At 68.0% G+C, this 18,560-nt stretch carries 14 protein-coding genes; 2 read left to right on the forward strand and 12 right to left on the reverse strand.

Annotation, left to right across the window (positions count from 1 at the left end; translation table 11 throughout):
- Window positions 1-58: 58 nt before the first annotated feature.
- The 3 genes from rpsG to AC5Y5E_RS04485 all read right to left on the reverse strand — a co-directional run bounded on the left by rpsG (window position 59) and on the right by AC5Y5E_RS04485 (window position 1,809).
- Window positions 59-529 (reverse strand): 30S ribosomal protein S7, encoded by a 471-nt coding sequence (gene rpsG / locus AC5Y5E_RS04475; RefSeq protein ID WP_067012878.1) that lies wholly within the window; start codon window positions 527-529, stop codon window positions 59-61.
- Complete coding sequence (gene rpsL, locus AC5Y5E_RS04480) at window positions 529-903, reverse strand: 30S ribosomal protein S12 (RefSeq protein WP_003879423.1); 375 nt, start codon at window positions 901-903, stop codon at window positions 529-531. Before rpsL ends, rpsG begins: the two co-directional genes overlap by 1 nt.
- Window positions 904-1,155: 252 nt before the next feature.
- A complete protein-coding gene (locus tag AC5Y5E_RS04485) occupies window positions 1,156-1,809 on the reverse strand; it encodes a TetR/AcrR family transcriptional regulator (RefSeq protein ID WP_499901727.1) in 654 nt (217 codons plus the stop codon).
- Window positions 1,810-1,925: 116 nt separating this feature from the next.
- On the opposite strand from AC5Y5E_RS04485, the gene AC5Y5E_RS04490 reads away from it, so the two are divergent.
- Window positions 1,926-2,300, forward strand: coding sequence for a DUF3060 domain-containing protein (locus AC5Y5E_RS04490; protein ID WP_499901728.1), 375 nt, complete (start codon window positions 1,926-1,928; stop codon window positions 2,298-2,300).
- A gap of 35 nt (window positions 2,301-2,335) precedes the next feature.
- A complete protein-coding gene (locus AC5Y5E_RS04495) occupies window positions 2,336-2,818 on the forward strand; it encodes a DUF3060 domain-containing protein (protein ID WP_499901729.1) in 483 nt (160 codons plus the stop codon).
- 10 nt (window positions 2,819-2,828) lie between these two features.
- Here AC5Y5E_RS04495 and AC5Y5E_RS04500 read toward each other — a convergent pair whose 3' ends face one another.
- The 9 genes from AC5Y5E_RS04500 to rpoB all read right to left on the reverse strand — a co-directional run bounded on the left by AC5Y5E_RS04500 (window position 2,829) and on the right by rpoB (window position 18,538).
- A complete protein-coding gene (locus tag AC5Y5E_RS04500; RefSeq protein WP_499901730.1) occupies window positions 2,829-3,596 on the reverse strand; it encodes a crotonase/enoyl-CoA hydratase family protein in 768 nt (255 codons plus the stop codon).
- On the reverse strand, window positions 3,593-4,312 hold the full coding sequence (locus tag AC5Y5E_RS04505) for a PaaX family transcriptional regulator C-terminal domain-containing protein (RefSeq protein ID WP_499901731.1): 720 nt from the start codon (window positions 4,310-4,312) through the stop codon (window positions 3,593-3,595). Before AC5Y5E_RS04505 ends, AC5Y5E_RS04500 begins: the two co-directional genes overlap by 4 nt.
- A gap of 3 nt (window positions 4,313-4,315) precedes the next feature.
- Entirely contained in the window at window positions 4,316-5,254 is a 939-nt protein-coding gene (locus AC5Y5E_RS04510; RefSeq protein WP_499901732.1) for a crotonase/enoyl-CoA hydratase family protein, read from the reverse strand.
- Window positions 5,255-5,262: 8 nt separating this feature from the next.
- Complete coding sequence (locus AC5Y5E_RS04515; protein WP_499901733.1) at window positions 5,263-6,891, reverse strand: acyl-CoA dehydrogenase family protein; 1,629 nt, start codon at window positions 6,889-6,891, stop codon at window positions 5,263-5,265.
- 47 nt (window positions 6,892-6,938) lie between these two features.
- Entirely contained in the window at window positions 6,939-7,775 is an 837-nt protein-coding gene (locus AC5Y5E_RS04520) for a CE1 family esterase (RefSeq protein WP_499901734.1), read from the reverse strand.
- Between the two features lie 10 nt (window positions 7,776-7,785).
- Window positions 7,786-8,541 (reverse strand): deoxyribonuclease IV, encoded by a 756-nt coding sequence (locus AC5Y5E_RS04525; protein ID WP_499901735.1) that lies wholly within the window; start codon window positions 8,539-8,541, stop codon window positions 7,786-7,788.
- Between the two features lie 39 nt (window positions 8,542-8,580).
- Window positions 8,581-10,920, reverse strand: coding sequence for a winged helix-turn-helix domain-containing protein (locus AC5Y5E_RS04530; RefSeq protein ID WP_499901736.1), 2,340 nt, complete (start codon window positions 10,918-10,920; stop codon window positions 8,581-8,583).
- A 122-nt stretch (window positions 10,921-11,042) separates the two neighbouring features.
- Window positions 11,043-14,993 carry a DNA-directed RNA polymerase subunit beta' gene (locus tag AC5Y5E_RS04535; RefSeq protein WP_499901737.1) on the reverse strand — a complete coding sequence of 1,317 codons (3,951 nt, stop codon included), beginning with the start codon at window positions 14,991-14,993 and terminating at the stop codon, window positions 11,043-11,045.
- A 35-nt stretch (window positions 14,994-15,028) separates the two neighbouring features.
- The gene (gene rpoB, locus AC5Y5E_RS04540) at window positions 15,029-18,538 is read right to left on the reverse strand and encodes a DNA-directed RNA polymerase subunit beta (RefSeq protein WP_499901738.1); all 3,510 of its coding nucleotides are present in this window, start codon (window positions 18,536-18,538) and stop codon (window positions 15,029-15,031) included.
- Between the last annotated feature and the right edge of the window lie 22 nt (window positions 18,539-18,560).

Below are 18,560 nucleotides of genomic sequence, written 5' to 3' on the forward strand. Positions count from 1 at the left end.
CTCTTTCGATTGCTTGGTTGCTGTCTAGTTGCGCCCGGCCACTATGCCGGTGGCGCTTCTACCAGCGATAATGCGCGAAGGCGCGGTTTGCCTCGGCCATCTTGTGGGTGTCCTCACGCCGCTTGACGGAGGCCCCGAGGCCGTTGCTGGCATCCAGGAGTTCGTTTGCCAGCCGCTCGATCATGGTCTTCTCACGGCGCTGCCGCGAGAAGCTGACAAGCCAGCGCAGAGCCAGCGTGGTGGACCGGTCCGGGCGCACCTCGACGGGCACCTGGTAGGTGGCGCCACCGACGCGGCGACTGCGCACCTCGAGGGCGGGCTTGACGTTGTCCAGTGCGCGCTTGAGAGTGATCACGGGATCCGTGCCGGTCTTTTCGCGGGCTTGTTCGAGCGCTCCATAAACAATGCGCTCGGCGAGCGATTTCTTCCCCTTCAGCAGAACTTTGTTCACCAACTGGGTGACCAGCTGCGACCCGTAGACCGGATCGTTGACCAGCGGACGCTTGGGTGCGGGCCCCTTGCGCGGCATCAGCTCTTCTCCTTCTTGGCGCCGTAGCGGCTACGAGCCTGCTTGCGGTTCTTGACGCCCTGGGTGTCGAGCGAACCGCGGATTATCTTGTACCGGACACCCGGCAGGTCCTTAACCCGGCCACCACGCACCAGCACCATCGAGTGCTCCTGCAGGTTGTGACCCTCGCCGGGGATGTACGCCGTGACCTCGACCTGACTCGTCAGCTTGACGCGCGCGACCTTCCGAAGTGCCGAGTTCGGCTTCTTCGGGGTGGTGGTGTACACGCGGGTGCATACGCCACGGCGCTGCGGGCTGCCCTTCAGAGCCGCGGTCTTGACCTTTCCGATCTTGTCCCGACGACCCTTGCGGACCAGCTGCTGAATGGTTGGCATCTACGAGGCTTTCTGTGTTGAAGTGTGCGTTCTGGCTCGGCTATTAAGTCTGTGTACTGCAGTTTTCCCCCGCCCCGGACTAACTCGTGTACCCCGCGGCCGGGTGTGTCGCAAGCGCTCAGCACGGAGTTCGATCCGATGCGTCGTGGACATGCGAATTAGCCCGGCATCCGCTTCCTTACGTCAGGCGCCGCAAGCCGCCAGGCACGAGCTACCACAATACCCGCCGCCGGTCTCGCAGGTCAAAGCGGCTTAATCCGGTGCGGCCCGCTGGTGCGCGGAGCGCCTTTCCAGCCCCTCCAAACCGCGGGCCAGCCGCAACACCATGTCGGAGAACAGCGCGTCGGTGTCGATGTCGTCCATGACGCCGGTCATCTCCAGCAACACGAAGCCGTGCATCGCGGACCAGAACTCCAGCGCGGCGTGGAAGGCCTCGACGCCGTCCAGACCGTAGGACCTCAGCACGGCGATCACCGGGGCGGCGGCGCCCCGGGTGGCGGCCGCGTACTCGGGGTCGTCGCCGCCCAGCGGCATCCGCGTGAAGGCCGAGTACCGACCGGGGTGGTGATGCGCGTAGCTGCGGTAGGCGGCGGCCATCACGAGCACGGCGTCGTCGCGGGCGCGCCCCTCGCCGACGCGGTTCAGCATGGTGATGATGTCGTCGATGACCCGGATCCGCACCGCGCGACGCAGGTCCTCCAGGCTGTCCACGTGGTTGTACAGCGACGGCCCCTTGGTGCCCAGCTGCGTGGCCAGCGCGTTGATGGTCAGCGAGTCCCAGCCCTCCCGGTCCAGAAAGGTCAGCGCGCCGTCGACGATGCCGTCGCGGCTCAGTTTGGCCGGGCGGGAGCCCGACTTCGCGGCGCGCTGGCGCCCAGCCGCCGGCGGCGGTTCCGGAGCTGCCATGGCGATCGCCCTTCGATTGATCCCGGGTGGGTTGACTAATGACTCTAGTTGACGGCGGCCGGGAAACTCGTAGGCTCATTCGAGCGGATTCACCCGTCTTTAAAAGGGGGCGTGCAGTGAACTGGTTAACCGTCGCGGGGCCGCTGGTCACCTGTGCCGTCGTCGCAGCCGCCCCCGCCGCTCCGGCGCCGGACGCGCACGCCAAGAACGGCGACACCCATATCACCGGGCAGGGCGTCGAGCAGACTCTGGACTGCAACGACGCCACCCTGATCGTCAACGGCACCGCGAACATCATCAACGCCAAGGGAAACTGCTGGGCGGTCACGGTCATGGGGTCGGGCAACACCGTCATCGCGGACTCGGTCACCCACGACATCACCGTGTACGGCTACGACGAGACCGTCTTTTTTCACGGCGGTTCGCCGGTCCTCTGGGACCGCGGACGCGAACTGGGCATGACCAACCGGCTCCAGCAGGTGCCGGGCTGAGGCACGGCAGAATTCAACTCCGGAATCGAGGATCGATGCGTGACCACATCACCGACCGCTCGTCCAGGCTGGCCGCGCTCGCCTTGGCGCCGGCCGCCGCGGCCCTAGTGCTGGCGGGGTGCAGTTCGACGGCCAATCCGCCCGGGGGGGCAACGACGACCACGACGAAGAGCACCGCCACCACGACGAGCGGCGCGGCCGCGCCGACGAGCTCGGGCGGGGCGAGCACGACCGCCTCCATCGAGATCGGGAACTCGCTGAACTACGGGTCGATGGGGACCACGGCCACCCTCGATTGCGCCGACGGCAAGTCACTCAACGTCGGTGGCTCCGACAACACGCTGACCGTCACCGGCACCTGCGCGACGGTGACCATCGGCGGCGCCAACAACAAGATCACCTTCGACAAGGTCGACACGCGCATCAGCGTGGTGGGGTTCAACAACACCGTCACCTACAAGGACGGCGCCCCCAAGGTCGACAACCTCGGCTCGGGCAACACCATCAGCAAAGGCTAGGGCTGCCAGGTTAATTCGCGGGCGTACCGTGGCGCCCGGCGCCCGCGGCAAAGCGCCCGGCGCCCTCCGCGGCCTCCGCGGCGACCCGCGAGATGCTGGCGAATTCGAAGTCGATCGCCTCGGCTTCCGGCCTGCCCCACTGATGTAGCGCCGACAGCCGATCCGAACGCAGGCACTGCTGCGGCAGGGCCGCGAGCTGTGCCGCCAGTTCCTCGGCCGCTGGGCGCGCTTGGCCTTTGGGCACGACGCGGTTGGCCAGCCCCATCGTCAGCGCCTCGTCGGCTTGGACGCCTCGGCCGGTGAGGATCATGTCCATGGCGCGGCTCTGCCCGATGAGCCTGGGCAGCCGCACGGTGCCGCCGTCGATCAGCGGGACTCCCCAGCGCCGGCAGAACACGCCGAACACGGCGTCCTCCTCGGCGACCCGCAGGTCGCACCACAGGGCCAGCTCCAGTCCCCCGGCGACGGCGTAGCCACTGACCGCGGCGATCACGGGCTTGGACAGCACCATCCGCGTCGGCCCCATCGGCCCGGGGCCGGTGCGGTGCACCGCGTTGGCGTCGGGCGTGCCGAAGGACTTCAAATCGGCTCCGGCGCAAAAGGTTCCACCGTCGCCCCAGAGCACGGCGACCGATGCGGCGTCATCGCGGTCGAACTCGTCGAACGCCGCGTAGAGCGCGGCGGCCGTCGGACCGTTGACCGCGTTGCGCGCCCCCGGCCGATCGAGGATCACCGTGGTCACCGGGCCGTTTCGCTCGATACGCACCGGATCGTTCATTTTGCCTCCGCAAATAGTGGTTCCCGCCGCTGCAGCAGTTCAGTGGCGAAGCCGTGGTACGCCGCGCGCAGCCGCGCACCGGGCCAGTCGGCGGGCAGCAGTTCGTCGGGCAAGACCGGGTCGGTGAGCAGGTGTCGCACCGTCGCCGCGGCCACCACGAACCGGGCGGGTACGTCCGGCGCGGCGGCCATCTCGTCGAGTAGCCGGTTGCCGGCCCCGGCCCACGCGGGCAGGTCCCACAGCTGCGCGGCCAGCTCGGCGGCGTCGTCGACGCGTGCCCGCAGGACCCGCACCCGGGCGTCGATCTCGGGATCGAGGTCGGGCTCCAGGTTGTCGGGGCGCATCCACACCCCCTCGCGCAGTTCACCGAAGCGCTTGTCGTGCATGGCGTTCCGCAGCGCGGCCCGGGTGCGCGCGTCACCGCCCACGCTGGTCACGATCAGTGTGACCCACTCCCCGCCCCACGGGCGGACCCGTGGGTCGATGGCGTCGTCCTGGCGGCGTTGGCGGGCCAACAGGCGATCGGAGAGCCGGTAGCCGTCGGCCGAGCGGATCAGGTCGCCGGCGCCGACCATGCGGGTCAGCGCCACCCGCAGGGTCGTCTCTTTGATCCCGAAATCCGAAGTGAGCCTGACCAATTCGCTGGCCCGAGCGTGCGCCGGGTGGGCGCCGAGCAGCACGCTGAGCACCACCGACCGGGCCGTCATATCGGGCATGGTTTACACCTGTGACGCGCGGCGGCCGTGGTCACCGAAGGGTTCGTCGCGATGACGAACCGCCTCCCGGAAGCCGTGCTGCACCGCGTCGGCCACGAAGGCGTGCCCCTCAGGCGTGTGCCGCGCGACACCATCGAAGACGGTGCTGACCATCCTGCTGGTGGCCACCCCCTGTTGCAGCAGAGCCGAATTGAGCGCGAGCTTGACCATGATCAGCTGGTTGACCGGCATCGCCGCGATCCTTTCGACCAGCCGCTCGGTCCGCTCGTCGAGGTCCTCGGGGTCCGGCGCCTCCACGGCCAGGCCCCACTCGGCGGCCTGCGCGCCGGTGATGCAATCGCCGGTGAGCAGCAGGCGTTTCGCGCGCTGGTCGCCGAGCCGGTGGGCCCACAGGCCGGCGGCGGGGACGCCCCACACCCGGGTCGGCGGGTAGCCGATCTTGGCGTCGGCGGCGGCGATCACCTGGTCGGCGTGCAACGCGATGTCGGTGCCACCGGCCACGCAGTACCCGTGGATCTTGACCACCGTCGGCTTGTCGGCGTGCATGAGGCTGGAAAAGCCGCGCACGAACCGGCTCATCATCTGGTAGTCGATCATCGGGTCCCACGGCTGATTCGGCAGGTGGTTGACCGCCTGGGCCTTGCCGTCCAGCACTGTGCCCTGATACGCGCCGGTGCCCCCGGCCGACCCGGTGCGATCGGCGTAGGCGGACAGGTCGAAGCCCGCGCAGAAGCCCTCGCCGCGCCCCGACACCAGGATGACGTGGACGTCCGGGTCGAGGTCGGCGCGCGCCACCAGCGCCGAGAGCTCGAGTGGGGTGTCCGCGACGATCGCGTTGCCCTTCTCCGGCCTGTTGAAGGTGATGCGCGCAACCCGGCCGGTGACCTCGTAGGTCATGGTCTTCAGGTTGTCGAAGTCGACCGGCCTGATGGCGTGAGTCATGTTGCGGCTCAGCCCTTTACCAGGGAGCGCTCCAGGATGGGGGCCAAATCCAGCCCTTCCGGCATGGTGCCGAACGCACCGCCCCACCGGCCGTCGAGCCGGGTGGCCAGGAACGCCTCGGCGACGGCGGGGTGGCCGTGCCGCACCAGCAGCGAGCCCTGCAGCGCCAGGCAGATGTCCTCGGCGACCTTGCGGGCGCGGTAGGCGATGTTGTCCAGGTCGGCCAGTTGCTGCCGCAGCTTTTCCACGTGGCCGTCCAGTCGGTGATCCTGGCCCGTAGTTTGGGCCAGCTCGGCGAACAACACCTCGACGCACTCGGGGCGGGTTGCCATGGCGCGCAACGTGTCCAGGGCGCTGACGTTGCCCGAGCCCTCCCAGATGCCCATCAGCGGCGCCTCACGGAACAGTCGCGGCATGCCGGAGTCCTCGACATAGCCATTGCCGCCCAGGCATTCCAGCGCCTCGGCGGCGTGCGGGGTGGCGCGCTTGCACACCCAGTACTTGCTGGCGGCCAGGCCGATCCGGCGCAGCAGCGCTTCGGTCTCGTCGCCGCGCACCGCCTTGTCGGTGGCACCCGCCATCCGCATCGCCACGATCGTGGCCGCCTCGGCCTCGACGGCCAGGTCGGCCAGCACGTTGCGCATCAGCGGCTGGTCGATCAGGTAGGCGCCGAACGCCTTTCGGTGCTGGGCATGGTGGATGGCGCGGGTCAGGCCGGTGCGCATGCTGGTGGCGCTGCCGAGGGTGCAGTCCAGCCGGGTGAGGTTGACCATCTCGATGATCGTGGGGACGCCGCGGCCCTCCTCGCCCACCAGCCACGCGGTGGCGCCGTCGTACTCCACCTCGCTGGACGCGTTGGCGTGATTGCCCAGCTTGTCCTTGAGCCGCTGCAGGAACATCCGGTTGCGGGTGCCGTCTGGCAGTATCCGCGGCAGCAGGAAGCAGGACAGCCCGCCCGGCGCCTGCGCCAGCACCAGGAAGATGTCGCACATCGGCGCCGAGGTGAACCACTTGTGGCCGGTCAGGCTGTAGCTGCCATCGCCGTTCGGGGTTGCCTGGGTGGTGCCGGCGCGCACGTCGGAGCCGCCCTGCTTCTCCGTCATCGACATGCCCGCGGTGATGCCGGCCTTCGTGGTGGCCAGTTTCAGCTCGGGGTCGTACTCGCGACTGGTCAGCAGCGGCTCGTAAACCGCCGCCAGTTCGGGGTTGTGGCGCAGCGCCGGGACGACGGCGTACGTCATCGAGACGGGGCAGGTGTGTCCGGGCTCGACGTTCCAGACCGACATCTTGGCCGCGCGCACCACGTGCGCGCCCGCCCGCCCGTCGGCCCAGGGTGCCGCATGGATGCCGTGGGCGAGCGCCGCGCGCATCAGCTCGTGGTAGGCCGGGTCGTACTCGATCTCGTCGACGCGGTGCCCGTACTGGTCGTGGGTGTGCAGCACGGGCCGGTTGCGGTCGGCGAGCTCGCCCCAGCGCTGCGCTTCGCGGCTGCCCGCAAGCGCCCCAAGCTCATTCACCTCTTCCAGACCCCACTGCCCGCCCTCGCGGATCAGGGCCTCGACGAGCACGGCGGACGTGGCCGGGTTGTAGTTCTCCAGGGGCGGAACCTGGTTGGTCACGACATGGGTATCGGGCATGCCACCCATGTTACAGTTTTCCGACAGTCGCACAAGAGCTGTAATGATCAGCGGGGGTGCGCCGCGAAGAATTGCCACAGCGTCTTGGTCGCGAACGGCGGCCACTCGTGGCCGCCGCCGTCGACGGTGATCAGGACGACGCCCCGGTTGTCGGCGCACGCGGCCGTCGAGGTCGTCACCGGCCCGTTGCCGGTGGTGGTGGGGGCGCCGCATTGATCGACGTTGCGCCAGAACGCATTGACCTCGGGCACCGACGGGCCGTTGATGACGCTGAAGCCCTGCCCGCCGCCGTACGGGACGAGCCGGTCGGCGGTGCCGTGAATGTGGATGACCGACGCCGGGTGTGGGTTCCGGCAGGTGTTCAGCTGTGTTCCGGCGACCGGGCCGATCGCCGCGAAAATGTCGGTGGCGCAGGCCAGCGTGAGGGACATGATGGCGCCGTTGCTCATGCCGGTGGCGTAGACCTTGGCGGGGTCGATGCCGACATTGCGGGCGATGTCGGCGACGGCCGCGCTGATGAACGCGACGTCATCGACGCCTTCGCGTCCCGGGTGCCCGCAGCAGCCCTCCCCGTCGACGTTCCAGGCCCGGTCGAGGCCGTCGGGATAGGCGACGACGAACTTGGCGGAATCGGCCAAACGGTCCCACTCGTACCCCCTTTCGGCTTGCGCGGCACTGCCGGAATAGCCGTGCATCACGACGACCAGCGCGGCCGGCGTGGGCACTCCCGCGGGCTTGTAGAGCCGGTAGTCGCGATCGTGCCCACCGATGTTGACGTGGTGCAGGCTGGTGCCGGTGACGAACGCCGACGGCAGCTCGGGCCACGGCGAGCAACCGGCGACCAGGATTAGCACTCCGAAAAGCGTCGCCAGCCGACCGAGCATGGGCCGTGGATCAGCCGCCGGCGTTTTCCCGCAGGAACGCGATGTCGTCCTTGCGGCCCTCGTCCGCGGTCTCGCAGATCACCGGGGCGTCGGCGGCCTTGACCACCGCGACGAGCAGCTCGGGATCGATCTGGCCGGTGCCGAAGTTGGCGTGCCGGTCGGCGCCGGAGCCCGCGGCGTCCCTCGAGTCGTTGCAGTGCACCAGGTCGATGCGGCCGGTCAGGGCCTTGATCCGGTCGACCGCGTCGATCAGCTCCTCACCCGCGGCCCACGCGTGGCAGGTGTCCAGGCAGAAGCCGATGCCCTTGTCGCCGATGTGATCCCAGAGCCGGCCGATGGTGTCGAAGTGGCGGGCCATGGCGTGGTCACCGCCCGCCGTGTTCTCCAGGTACACGCGCACGTCGGTTTCGAGGTAGTCCAGCGCCTTGACCCACCGCTCGAAGCCGGCCTCCATGTCGTTGTCGTCGGCGTGACCGCCGTGGACGATCACCGCCGTCGCGCCGATCGCCGCGGCGGCGTCGCAGGTGTCCTGCAGGATCTTGCGCGACGGGATGCGGATCCGGTTGTTGGCCGAGGCCACGTTGATGAGGTACGGCGCGTGGACGTACAGGGGCATCGCGGACGCCTTCAGGGTCTCGGCGTCGTCGCGCGGCTTGGGCTTCTTCCAGCTCTGCGGGTTGCCGAGGAAGAATTGCACCACGTCGGCGCCGTCGGCCTGGGCGGCGGCCAGGGGATCGTCAGAGTGGACGTGCGAACCGATGAGCACGATGGCCAGTGTAGTGAGTGGCACCGACCGGGCCGCGTGCTAACCGAGCCCGGCGTCGACGAGCAGCTGCGGCAGCCCGTGTTCGGCGCACAGGTCGCGGACCGCCGAGACGTGGTTTCGCGCCTCGTCCGCCAGCCCGGCGACGGTGAGGGTTTCGGCCAGCAGCAGGCGGGCCTGAAGGTTCGCCAGCGGCCGAGCGGCCGGCGCAATGCCGCCGAGCAGCGCGCGGGCGCGCCGGCACGCCTGGTCGCGGTCGTCGGCGGCGCGGCTTCGCGACAGCAGGCGGATGCCGGATGCCTCGTCCAGTTCGGCGGTGATGGTGGCGATGCCGTTGCCACCGTGAAAGACGCGATGCATGGCCCGCAGCCGAGCGGCCTCCGGCGGGGCGATCGGCAGCTGCAACCTGACCCGCTCGTGGTTGATGACGGCCGCCAGCCGGGGCAGCCCCAACTTCTCGGCCACCGCCATACCGGCGTCGAGGCGACCGGTTGCCGCATCGCGATGCCCATGCGCCGCCTCGATTCTCGCGCTGACGGCGTATTGCGCCGTCAGGTAGTCGACCGCGCCGGCTTCGGGTCCGAGCCGATAGCTCTCCTCGAGAAGATCCGCCGCCTCGGCGAATTCGCCCTTCTCGTAGAGCAATTCGCCGAGTAGCGCGCCGGCGTGCCGCGCCGCCTGCGACTTCTGCCCCACCGCGGTACCGATTTCGTATGCCTTCCGGAAGCTGCGCAGCGCACGAGGGATGTCGAGCTGATGTCTGGCTGCAATGCCGGCCCAGCAGCTGTGGTACCCGGCGGCGGCGCCCTCGTCGTACGGCGCCGCCCACTCCAGGGCCCGATGGGCCGCCTCGTAGTCGAAGCGGTAGATCCCCGCGAACGCCGCGATGGTCGCCGTCGCCTGGGGTAGCACCGGGCGCAGGGTCTTTGGCCGCGATATCACCTCGGCCACCAGCCGGGCCATGCCTTCGACCCGGTCGGAGTTCAGTTGGGCCACCGCTCGCCACACCTTGGCCTCCAGGGTCAGATCCGCCCGCGCGGCCTCGGGCAGGCCCGAGGCGGATATGGCGCCGATGGCACGGTCGAGTGCGGCCTCGACGGCCGCGGGGCGCTGCAGCAGAATGTTGGCCGCCGCCATCGAAAGGTGCAGCCGTGGCCGCGTGTTCACCAGCTCCGCGGGTAGCTTCTCGATGATGCCCAGCAAGGTCGCCATGCGCGATTGGTTGACCGATCCAATCGTCCTGTCCCGCTCGACGAGGTCGACCGCCCGGGTGGCCTCCCCGGCGGCGAGCGCGTGGTCGACGGCATAACCGAGACAGCCGTGCTCGGCGAACCAGTCCGATGCGATGCGGTGCAGGTGTTCGAGGCGATCGGGGCTGTCGCGCTCGAGCCGGCGCCGCAGAAAACCGGCGAACATCTCGTGATAGCGAAACCACCGCGGGTCGTCGTCGAGGCGCCGCAGGAACAGGCCGCGTCGCTCGGCGTCGTCGAGTACGTCCTGCCCGCCGCTGACTCCCGCCAACACCGATGCCAGCTTCCCGCAGGTTCGTTCGGTGATCGACGTCGCGCAGAGGAACTGGAGCAATTCGGGCTCCAGGGTGTCGAGGACATTTTGCGCGAGGAATTCAGCGACCGCGTCGTTGTCCACCGGCATTCGACGCAGCAGGCCGGCGGCCCCGTCCCCCAGGCCATCGCCGCGCAGCGAGAGCGCCGCCAGCTGCAGGGCGGCGACCCGCCCGCCCGTCGCGGCGGTCAGTGCCGCGACGTCGCTATCCGCCAACCGCAGGCCCGCAACCTCGTTCAACAGCGTTTGCGCCTGATCGGCATCGAAACGCAGCTTCTCGGAATCGATTTCGATCAGTTCGTCGCGAAGTCGCAACTCGGCCAACGGCAACCGGGAACGCGACCAGCTGTTCACGATGATCTGCAGGTGGACCGAACCATGCTCGATCAGGAAGCGCAGGGCATGGGTGGTGTGGCCATCCGATACCCGCTGCCAATCGTCTACCACGAGGGTGACCGGGCAACCGTTCTGATCGATCTCGTCGATCAACGACGTCAACACGTGGGGCACCGCCTCCTCCCCGCGCTCGTCAAGGACCCGTCCCAACGAGGCGGCTACGGCGGGATGGACGCGCCGAATCGCCTTGAGCACGTGCGCCAGAAACCACACCACGTTGTTGTCGTCGTCATCGACCGTCAACCAGGCCACCGCCACACCGGAGCCGGCCGGTACCGCCCGCCATTGCTCCACCAGCGTCGTCTTGCCGAACCCCGAGGGCGCATGAATCAGGATCAGCCGTCGGCGCCCGGCCGCGCGCAGCACGGCCATCAAGTTGTCGCGAGTGACCAACGGCCGCACCGGTGAATGCAAGTCGCCCATCGATTCTCACCGTCCTCGACGACCGCAACGGGATGCGCTCAATCGACCTGCCACGATACCGCGAACGAAAAAGCCCCGGACCTCTTTGGGCCCGGGGCTTTTTCGTTGCCAACTATGCCGAACTAGCGGTAGTCGCTGTACCCGTAGTCGTCCAGCGGAACCGCGGCTCCGGTGGCCTGGCCGAAGTCCGGGCTGTAGTAATGATCCTCGTAGGACGGGATCGTGTACGCCGCGGCGCGGGCCTCTTCGGTGGGCTGCACCTGGATGTTGCGGTAGCGGTTGATGCCGGTACCAGCCGGGATCAGCTTTCCGATGATCACGTTCTCCTTCAGACCGTTGAGCTTGTCGCTGCGGCAGTTGATCGCCGCATCGGTCAGCACTCGGGTGGTCTCCTGGAACGACGCCGCGGACAGCCACGAGTCGGTGGCGAGGCTCGCCTTCGTGATACCCATCAGAACCGGACGCCCGGCGGCGGGCTCGCCGCCCTCGGCCACCACCCGGCGGTTCTCCGCCTCGAATTCCGCACGGTCGATCAGCGAGCCGGGCAGGAACTCCGTCGCGCCCGAGTCGATGATGGTGACGCGGCGCAGCATCTGGCGAACGATCACCTCGATGTGCTTGTCGTGGATCGACACACCCTGCGCGCGGTAGACCTCCTGGACCTCGCGGACCAGGTGGATCTGCACCTCGCGGGGGCCCTGCACACGCAGCACCTCGTGCGGGTCGGCCGAGCCTTCCATCAGCTGCTGGCCCACCTCGACGTGGTCGCCGTCGGACAGCACTCCCTCGGAGCCGTCGTCGTGCTTGTACACCCGCAGCCGCTGCCGCTTGGAGAGCTTGTCGTAGACGACTTCCTCGCCGCCGTCGTCCGGAACGATGGTGATCTTGTAGAACCGCTCACCGTCCTCGAGACGGACCCGCCCGGTGACGTCGGCGATCGGCGCCTTGCCGCGCGGGACGCGGGCCTCGAACAGCTCCTGCACGCGGGGCAGACCGCCGGTGATGTCCTCACCGACACCACCCTGGTGGAAGGTCCGCATCGTCAGCTGGGTGCCGGGCTCGCCGATGGACTGGGCCGCGACGATGCCGACGGCCTCGCCGATGTCGACCAGCTTGCCGGTGGCCATCGAGCGCCCGTAGCAGGTCGCGCACACGCCGGTGCCGGTGGTGCAGGTCAGCACCGAGCGCACCTTGACCGACGTGATGCGCGCCGCCAGCAGGGCGTCGATCTCCGGGTCACCCAGGTCCTCGCCGCGTGCGACGACGACGTTGCCCTTCTCGTCGACCGCATCGGTGCCCAAAGTCCGCGCGTACGCCGAGGTTTCGATGTACGGGTCGCGGATCAGCGTGCCGTCGGGCTGACGCTCGGCCAGCTCGACGACGATGCCGCGCTCGGTCTCGCAGTCGTGCTCGCGGACGATGACGTCCTGGCTCACGTCCACCAGACGACGGGTCAGGTAACCGGAGTCGGCGGTACGCAACGCGGTGTCCGCCAAGCCCTTTCGAGCGCCGTGGGTGTTGATGAAGTACTCCAACACCGTCAGGCCCTCGCGGAACGACGACTTGACCGGGCGCGGGATGAACTCACCCTTCGGGTTGGTCACCAAGCCCTTCATGCCGGCCAGGGTTCGCGTCTGGGTGAAGTTACCCGTGGCGCCCGAATCGACGATCGTGATGATCGGGTTGTCGGCGGGGTAGTGCTCGCGCAGCGCTTGACCGACCTCGTCGGTGGCTTCCTTCCAGATCTCCACCAGCGCCTCGTTGCGCTCGTCGTGGTTCAAAGCACCACGCTGGAACTGCTTTTCGACCTTGTCGGCGCGCTCCTCGTAGTGGTCGAGGATCTCCTTCTTGCGTGGCGGAACCAGCACGTCGGCCATCGAGACCGTGACACCGCTGCGGGTCGCCCAGTAGAAACCGGCGTCCTTGAGCTTGTCGACCGTCTGCGCCACCACGATCATCGGGTAGCGCTCGGCCAGGTCGTTGATGATCGAGGCCTGCACCTTCTTGTGCATCTGCTTGTTCACGAAGGGGTAGGCCACCGGCAGCAGCTCGTTGAACAGCACCCGGCCCAGCGTGGTCTCGGCCATCCAGGAGTCGCCCGGCTGCCAGCCGTTGGCGCCGAACAGCTCGGCCTCGATCTCGGCGGGCGGACGCAGCTGGGTCAGCCGCACCTTGATCTTGGCCCGCACCGAGAGCACCCCACGGTCCGACGCCATGATCGCCTCGGCCGGCGAGGAGTACACCCCGACCTCCGGTTGGTCCTTGGCGGCCGGTGAGTATTCGCCGGTGTCGCCGTCGACCTCGGTGGTCAGGAAGTACAGCCCGGTCACCATGTCCAGTCGGGGCATGGCCAACGGGCGGCCGGACGCCGGCGACAGGATGTTGTTGGAGGACAGCATCAGGATGCGGGCCTCGGCCTGCGCCTCGGCGCTCAGCGGCAGGTGCACCGCCATCTGGTCACCGTCGAAGTCGGCGTTGAATGCCTCACACACCAACGGGTGCAGCTGAATCGCCTTGCCCTCCACCAGCATCGGCTCGAAGGCCTGGATGCCCAGCCGGTGCAGGGTCGGCGCGCGGTTCAGCAGCACCGGGTGCTCGGCGATGACCTCTTCGAGGACGTCCCACACCTGGGGACGCTGCCGCTCGACCATCCGCTTGGCGCTCTTGATGTTCTGCGCGTGGTTGAGGTCGACGAGCCGCTTCATCACGAACGGCTTGAACAGCTCCAGCGCCATCAGCTTGGGCAGGCCGCACTGGTGCAGCTTGAGCTGCGGGCCGACCACGATGACCGAACGGCCGGAGTAGTCGACACGCTTGCCGAGCAGGTTCTGGCGGAACCGGCCCTGCTTGCCCTTGAGCAGATCGGAGAGCGACTTCAGCGGGCGGTTGCCCGGCCCGGTGACCGGGCGGCCGCGACGGCCGTTGTCGAACAGCGCGTCCACCGACTCCTGCAGCATCCGCTTCTCGTTGTTGACGATGATCTCGGGCGCGCCGAGGTCGATCAGCCTCTTGAGCCGGTTGTTGCGGTTGATCACGCGGCGGTACAGGTCGTTGAGGTCGCTGGTCGCGAACCGGCCACCGTCGAGCTGGACCATCGGCCGCAGCTCCGGCGGGATCACCGGCACGGCGTCGAGCACCATGCCCATCGGCGAATTGCCCGACTGCTGGAAGGCGGCGACCACCTTCAGCCGCTTGAGCGCGCGAAGCTTCTTCTGCCCCTTACCGTTTCGGATGACGTCACGCAGGTTGTCCGCCTCGGCGTCGATGTCGAAGTTCTCGATCAGCTTCTGGATCGACTCCGCGCCCATGGCACCGGTGAAGTACTCGCCGTAGCGGTCGACGAGCTCGCGGTAGAGGTTCTCGTCGACGATCAGCTGCTTGGGGGCCAGCTTGGTGAAGGTGCTCCAGATGTCCTCCAGCCGGTCCAGCTCGCGCTGGGCGCGGTCGCGGAGCTGGCGCATCTCCCGCTCGCCGCCGTCGCGAACCTTGCGCCGGGCGTCGGCCTTGGCGCCCTCGGCCTCCAGCTCGGCCAGGTCCGCCTCGAGCTTCTGCGCGCGGGCCTCCAGCTCGGCGTCGCGCTGGTCCTCAACTCCCTTGCGCTCCACCAGCATTTCGGCCTCGAGCGTCGACAGCTCGTTGTGCCGCATCTCGTCGTCGACGGACGTGATCACGTACGCGGCGAAGTAGATGATCTTCTCGAGGTCCTTCGGCGCCAGGTCGAGCAGGTAGCCCAGGCGCGAGGGCACACCCTTGAAGTACCAGATGTGCGTGACGGGCGCCGCCAACTCGATGTGGCCCATCCGCTCGCGGCGCACCTTGGCGCGGGTCACCTCGACCCCGCAGCGCTCGCAGATGATGCCCTTGAAGCGGACGCGCTTGTACTTGCCGCAGTAGCACTCCCAGTCCCGAGTCGGTCCGAAGATCTTCTCGCAGAACAGGCCGTCCTTCTCCGGCTTCAGCGTGCGGTAGTTGATCGTCTCCGGCTTCTTGACCTCGCCGTAAGACCATTGCCTGATGTCCTCCGCGGTGGCCAGGCCGATACGGAGTTCATCGAAGAAGTTGACGTCGAGCACGTAACTCCCTTTCCCCTTGCGGGTTTAGTAACTAATTAAGCCAAGTCCTCAACAGAGGCGGATTCGTTGCGGGACAAGTTGATTCCCAGGTTGGCGGCGGCCCGCTCCAGGTCCTCGTCCTCGCCCTCGCGCAGCTCGATGGCCGCGCCGTCACTCGACAGCACCTCGACGTTGAGGCAAAGCGACTGCAGCTCCTTGAGCAGCACCTTGAACGACTCGGGGATGCCCGGCTCGGGAATGTTCTCGCCCTTGACGATCGCCTCGTACACCTTGACCCGGCCGACGGTGTCGTCGGACTTGATGGTCAACAGCTCCTGCAGCGTGTACGCGGCGCCGTAGGCCTGCATGGCCCAGCACTCCATCTCACCGAACCGCTGACCACCGAACTGCGCCTTACCGCCCAGCGGCTGCTGGGTGATCATCGAGTACGGGCCGGTGGAGCGGGCGTGGATCTTGTCGTCCACCAGGTGGTGCAGCTTCATGATGTACATGAAGCCGACGGTCACCGGGTACGGGAACGGCTCGCCGCTGCGGCCGTCGAACAGCACCGCCTTGCCGTCGCCGTTGACCAGCACCTCACCGTCGCGGTTGGGCAGCGTGGCCGACAGCAGCCCCTGCAGCTCGGCCTCCTGTGCGCCGTCGAACACCGGTGTGGAGACGATGGCGTTCGGCTCGGCGTGCAGCAGGTCCTCGGGCAGGTTGGTGGCCCAGTCGGGCACGCCCTTGCCGGTGTCGACCTTCCAGCCGCTGTGCGCGCACCAGCCGAGGTGCGTTTCCAGGATCTGGCCGATGTTCATCCGTCGCGGCACACCGTGGGTGTTCAGGATGATGTCCACCGGGGTGCCGTCCGGCAGGAACGGCATGTCCTCGACCGGCAGGATCTTGCCGATCACGCCCTTGTTGCCGTGCCGGCCGGCGAGCTTGTCGCCGTCGGAGATCTTGCGCTTCTGGGCCACGTACACGCGGACCAGCTCGTTGACGCCGGCGGGCAGCTCGTCGTCGTCCTCGCGGGAGAACACCCGGATGCCGATGACCTTGCCGGACTCGCCGTGCGGCACCTTCAGGGAGGTGTCGCGGACCTCGCGGGCCTTCTCGCCGAAGATCGCCCGCAGCAGCCGCTCCTCCGGAGTCAGCTCGGTCTCACCCTTCGGGGTGACCTTGCCGACCAGGATGTCGCCGTCGCGAACCTCGGCCCCGATCCGCACGATGCCGCGCTCGTCCAGGTCGGCGAGGACCTCGTCGGAGACATTGGGGATGTCCCGGGTGATCTCCTCGGCGCCCAGCTTGGTGTCGCGGGCATCGATCTCATGTTCCTCGATGTGGATCGAGGTCAACACGTCCTCTTCGACCAGGCGGTTGGAGAGGATGATCGCGTCCTCGTAGTTGTGGCCCTCCCAGGGCATGATCGCGACCAGCAGGTTCTTGCCCAGGGCCATCTCACCGTTTTCGGTGCAGGGGCCGTCGGCGATGACCTGGCCGGCCTCGACGCGGTCGCCCGCGTCGACGATCGGCGACTGGTTGGCGCAGGTGCCGTGGTTGGAACGGGCGAACTTGCGCATCCGGTAGGTGTGCCGGGTGCCGTCGTCGGCCATCACGGTGATGTAGTCCGCGGAGACCTCCTCGATCACCCCGGCCTTGTCCGCGACGACGACGTCGCCGGCGTCGATCGCGGCGCGCAACTCCATGCCGGTGCCCACCAGCGGCGCCTCGCTGCGCACCAGAGGAACCGCCTGGCGCTGCATGTTGGCGCCCATCAGGGCGCGGTTGGCGTCGTCGTGCTCGAGGAACGGGATCATGGCGGTGGCCACCGACACCATCTGGCGCGGCGACACGTCCATGTAGTCGACCTCGGACGAGGGCACGTACTCGACCTCGCCCGCCTTGCGGCGAACCAGGACGCGCGGCTCGACGAACCGTCCGCTGGGATCGATCGGCGAGTTGGCCTGCGCCACCACGTGGCGGTCCTCCTCGTCGGCCGTCAGGTAGACGATCTCGTCGGTGACCACGCCGTCGACCACCTTGCGGTACGGCGTCTCGATGAACCCGAACGGGTTGACCCGCGCGTACACCGAAAGCGAGCCGATCAGACCGATGTTCGGACCCTCCGGGGTCTCGATCGGGCACATCCGGCCGTAGTGCGACGGGTGCACGTCACGGACCTCCAGGCCGGCGCGCTCACGGGACAGACCGCCCGGGCCCAGCGCCGACAGGCGGCGCTTGTGGGTGAGGCCCGACAGCGGGTTGTTCTGGTCCATGAACTGCGACAGCTGGCTGGTGCCGAAGAACTCCTTGATCGCGGCGACCACCGGGCGGATGTTGATCAGCGTCTGCGGCGTGATGGCCTCGACGTCCTGGGTGGTCATCCGCTCCCGGACGACGCGCTCCATCCTGGACATGCCGACCCGGATCTGGTTCTGGATCAGCTCGCCGACCGTGCGCAGCCGCCGGTTGCCGAAGTGGTCGATGTCGTCGGTCTCCACCGGCACCTCGACGCCGCCGGGGACGGTCATCACCGACTGCCCCTCGTGCAGACGAACCAGGTACTCGATGGTGGCGACGACGTCCTCTTCGGTCAGCGTGGTCGTCGTGATCGGGTTCTCGGTGTTCAGGCCGAGCTTCTTGTTGACCTTGTAGCGGCCCACCCGGGCCAGGTCGTAGCGCTTCTCCTTGAAGAACAGGTTCTCCAGCAGGGTCTGCGCGGACTCCTTGGTCGGCGGCTCGCCCGGACGCAGCTTGCGGTAGATATCCAGCAGCGCCTCGTCGGTGCCGGCGGTGTTGTCCTTCTCCAGCGTCGACATCATGATCTCGGAGAAGCCGAACCGCTCGGTGATCCGCTCAGCGGTCCAGCCCAGCGCCTTGAGCAGCACGGTGACGGGCTGGCGGCGCTTGCGGTCGATGCGCACGCCGACGGTGTCGCGCTTGTCGACGTCGAACTCGAGCCAGGCGCCGCGGCTGGGGATCACCTTGACGCTGTGCAGCGTCTTCTCGGTGGACTTGTCGATCGTCTCGTCGAAGTAGACGCCCGGCGAGCGCACCAGCTGGCTGACGACGACGCGCTCGGTCCCGTTGATGATGAAGGTGCCCTTCTCGGTCATCATCGGGAAGTCACCCATGAACACCGTCTGGCTCTTGATCTCGCCGGTGTTGTTGTTGATGAACTCGGCCGTGACGAACAGCGGGGCCGCGTAGGTCATGTCCTTGTCTTTGCACTCGTCGACCGGCGCCTTGACCTCGTCAAAGCGGGGATCGGAGAAAGACAGCGACATCGAGCCCGAGAAGTCCTCGATCGGCGACAGCTCGTCGAGGACCTCTTGGAGGCCGCCCTTGGGGCTGGGGTCGCCGCCGGCGACGGCCTTGTTGCGCCATTCGTCGTGGCCGGTCAGCCACTTGAACGAGTCGGTCTGCACGTCAAGAAGCCCCGGAACCTCGAGCGGTTCGCGGAGCTTGGCGAAAGAAACTCGGTTGGGTGCTCCGGGCACGGAGCCGTTTGTGGAACTTGAGTTTTTTGAACTCTGGCGACTCTTGCTCTGGCGGGAATCTGCCAAGATGCGTCCTTCCAGCACCTCG

It is taken from the genome of Mycobacterium sp. NGS54 (genome assembly GCF_059812465.1).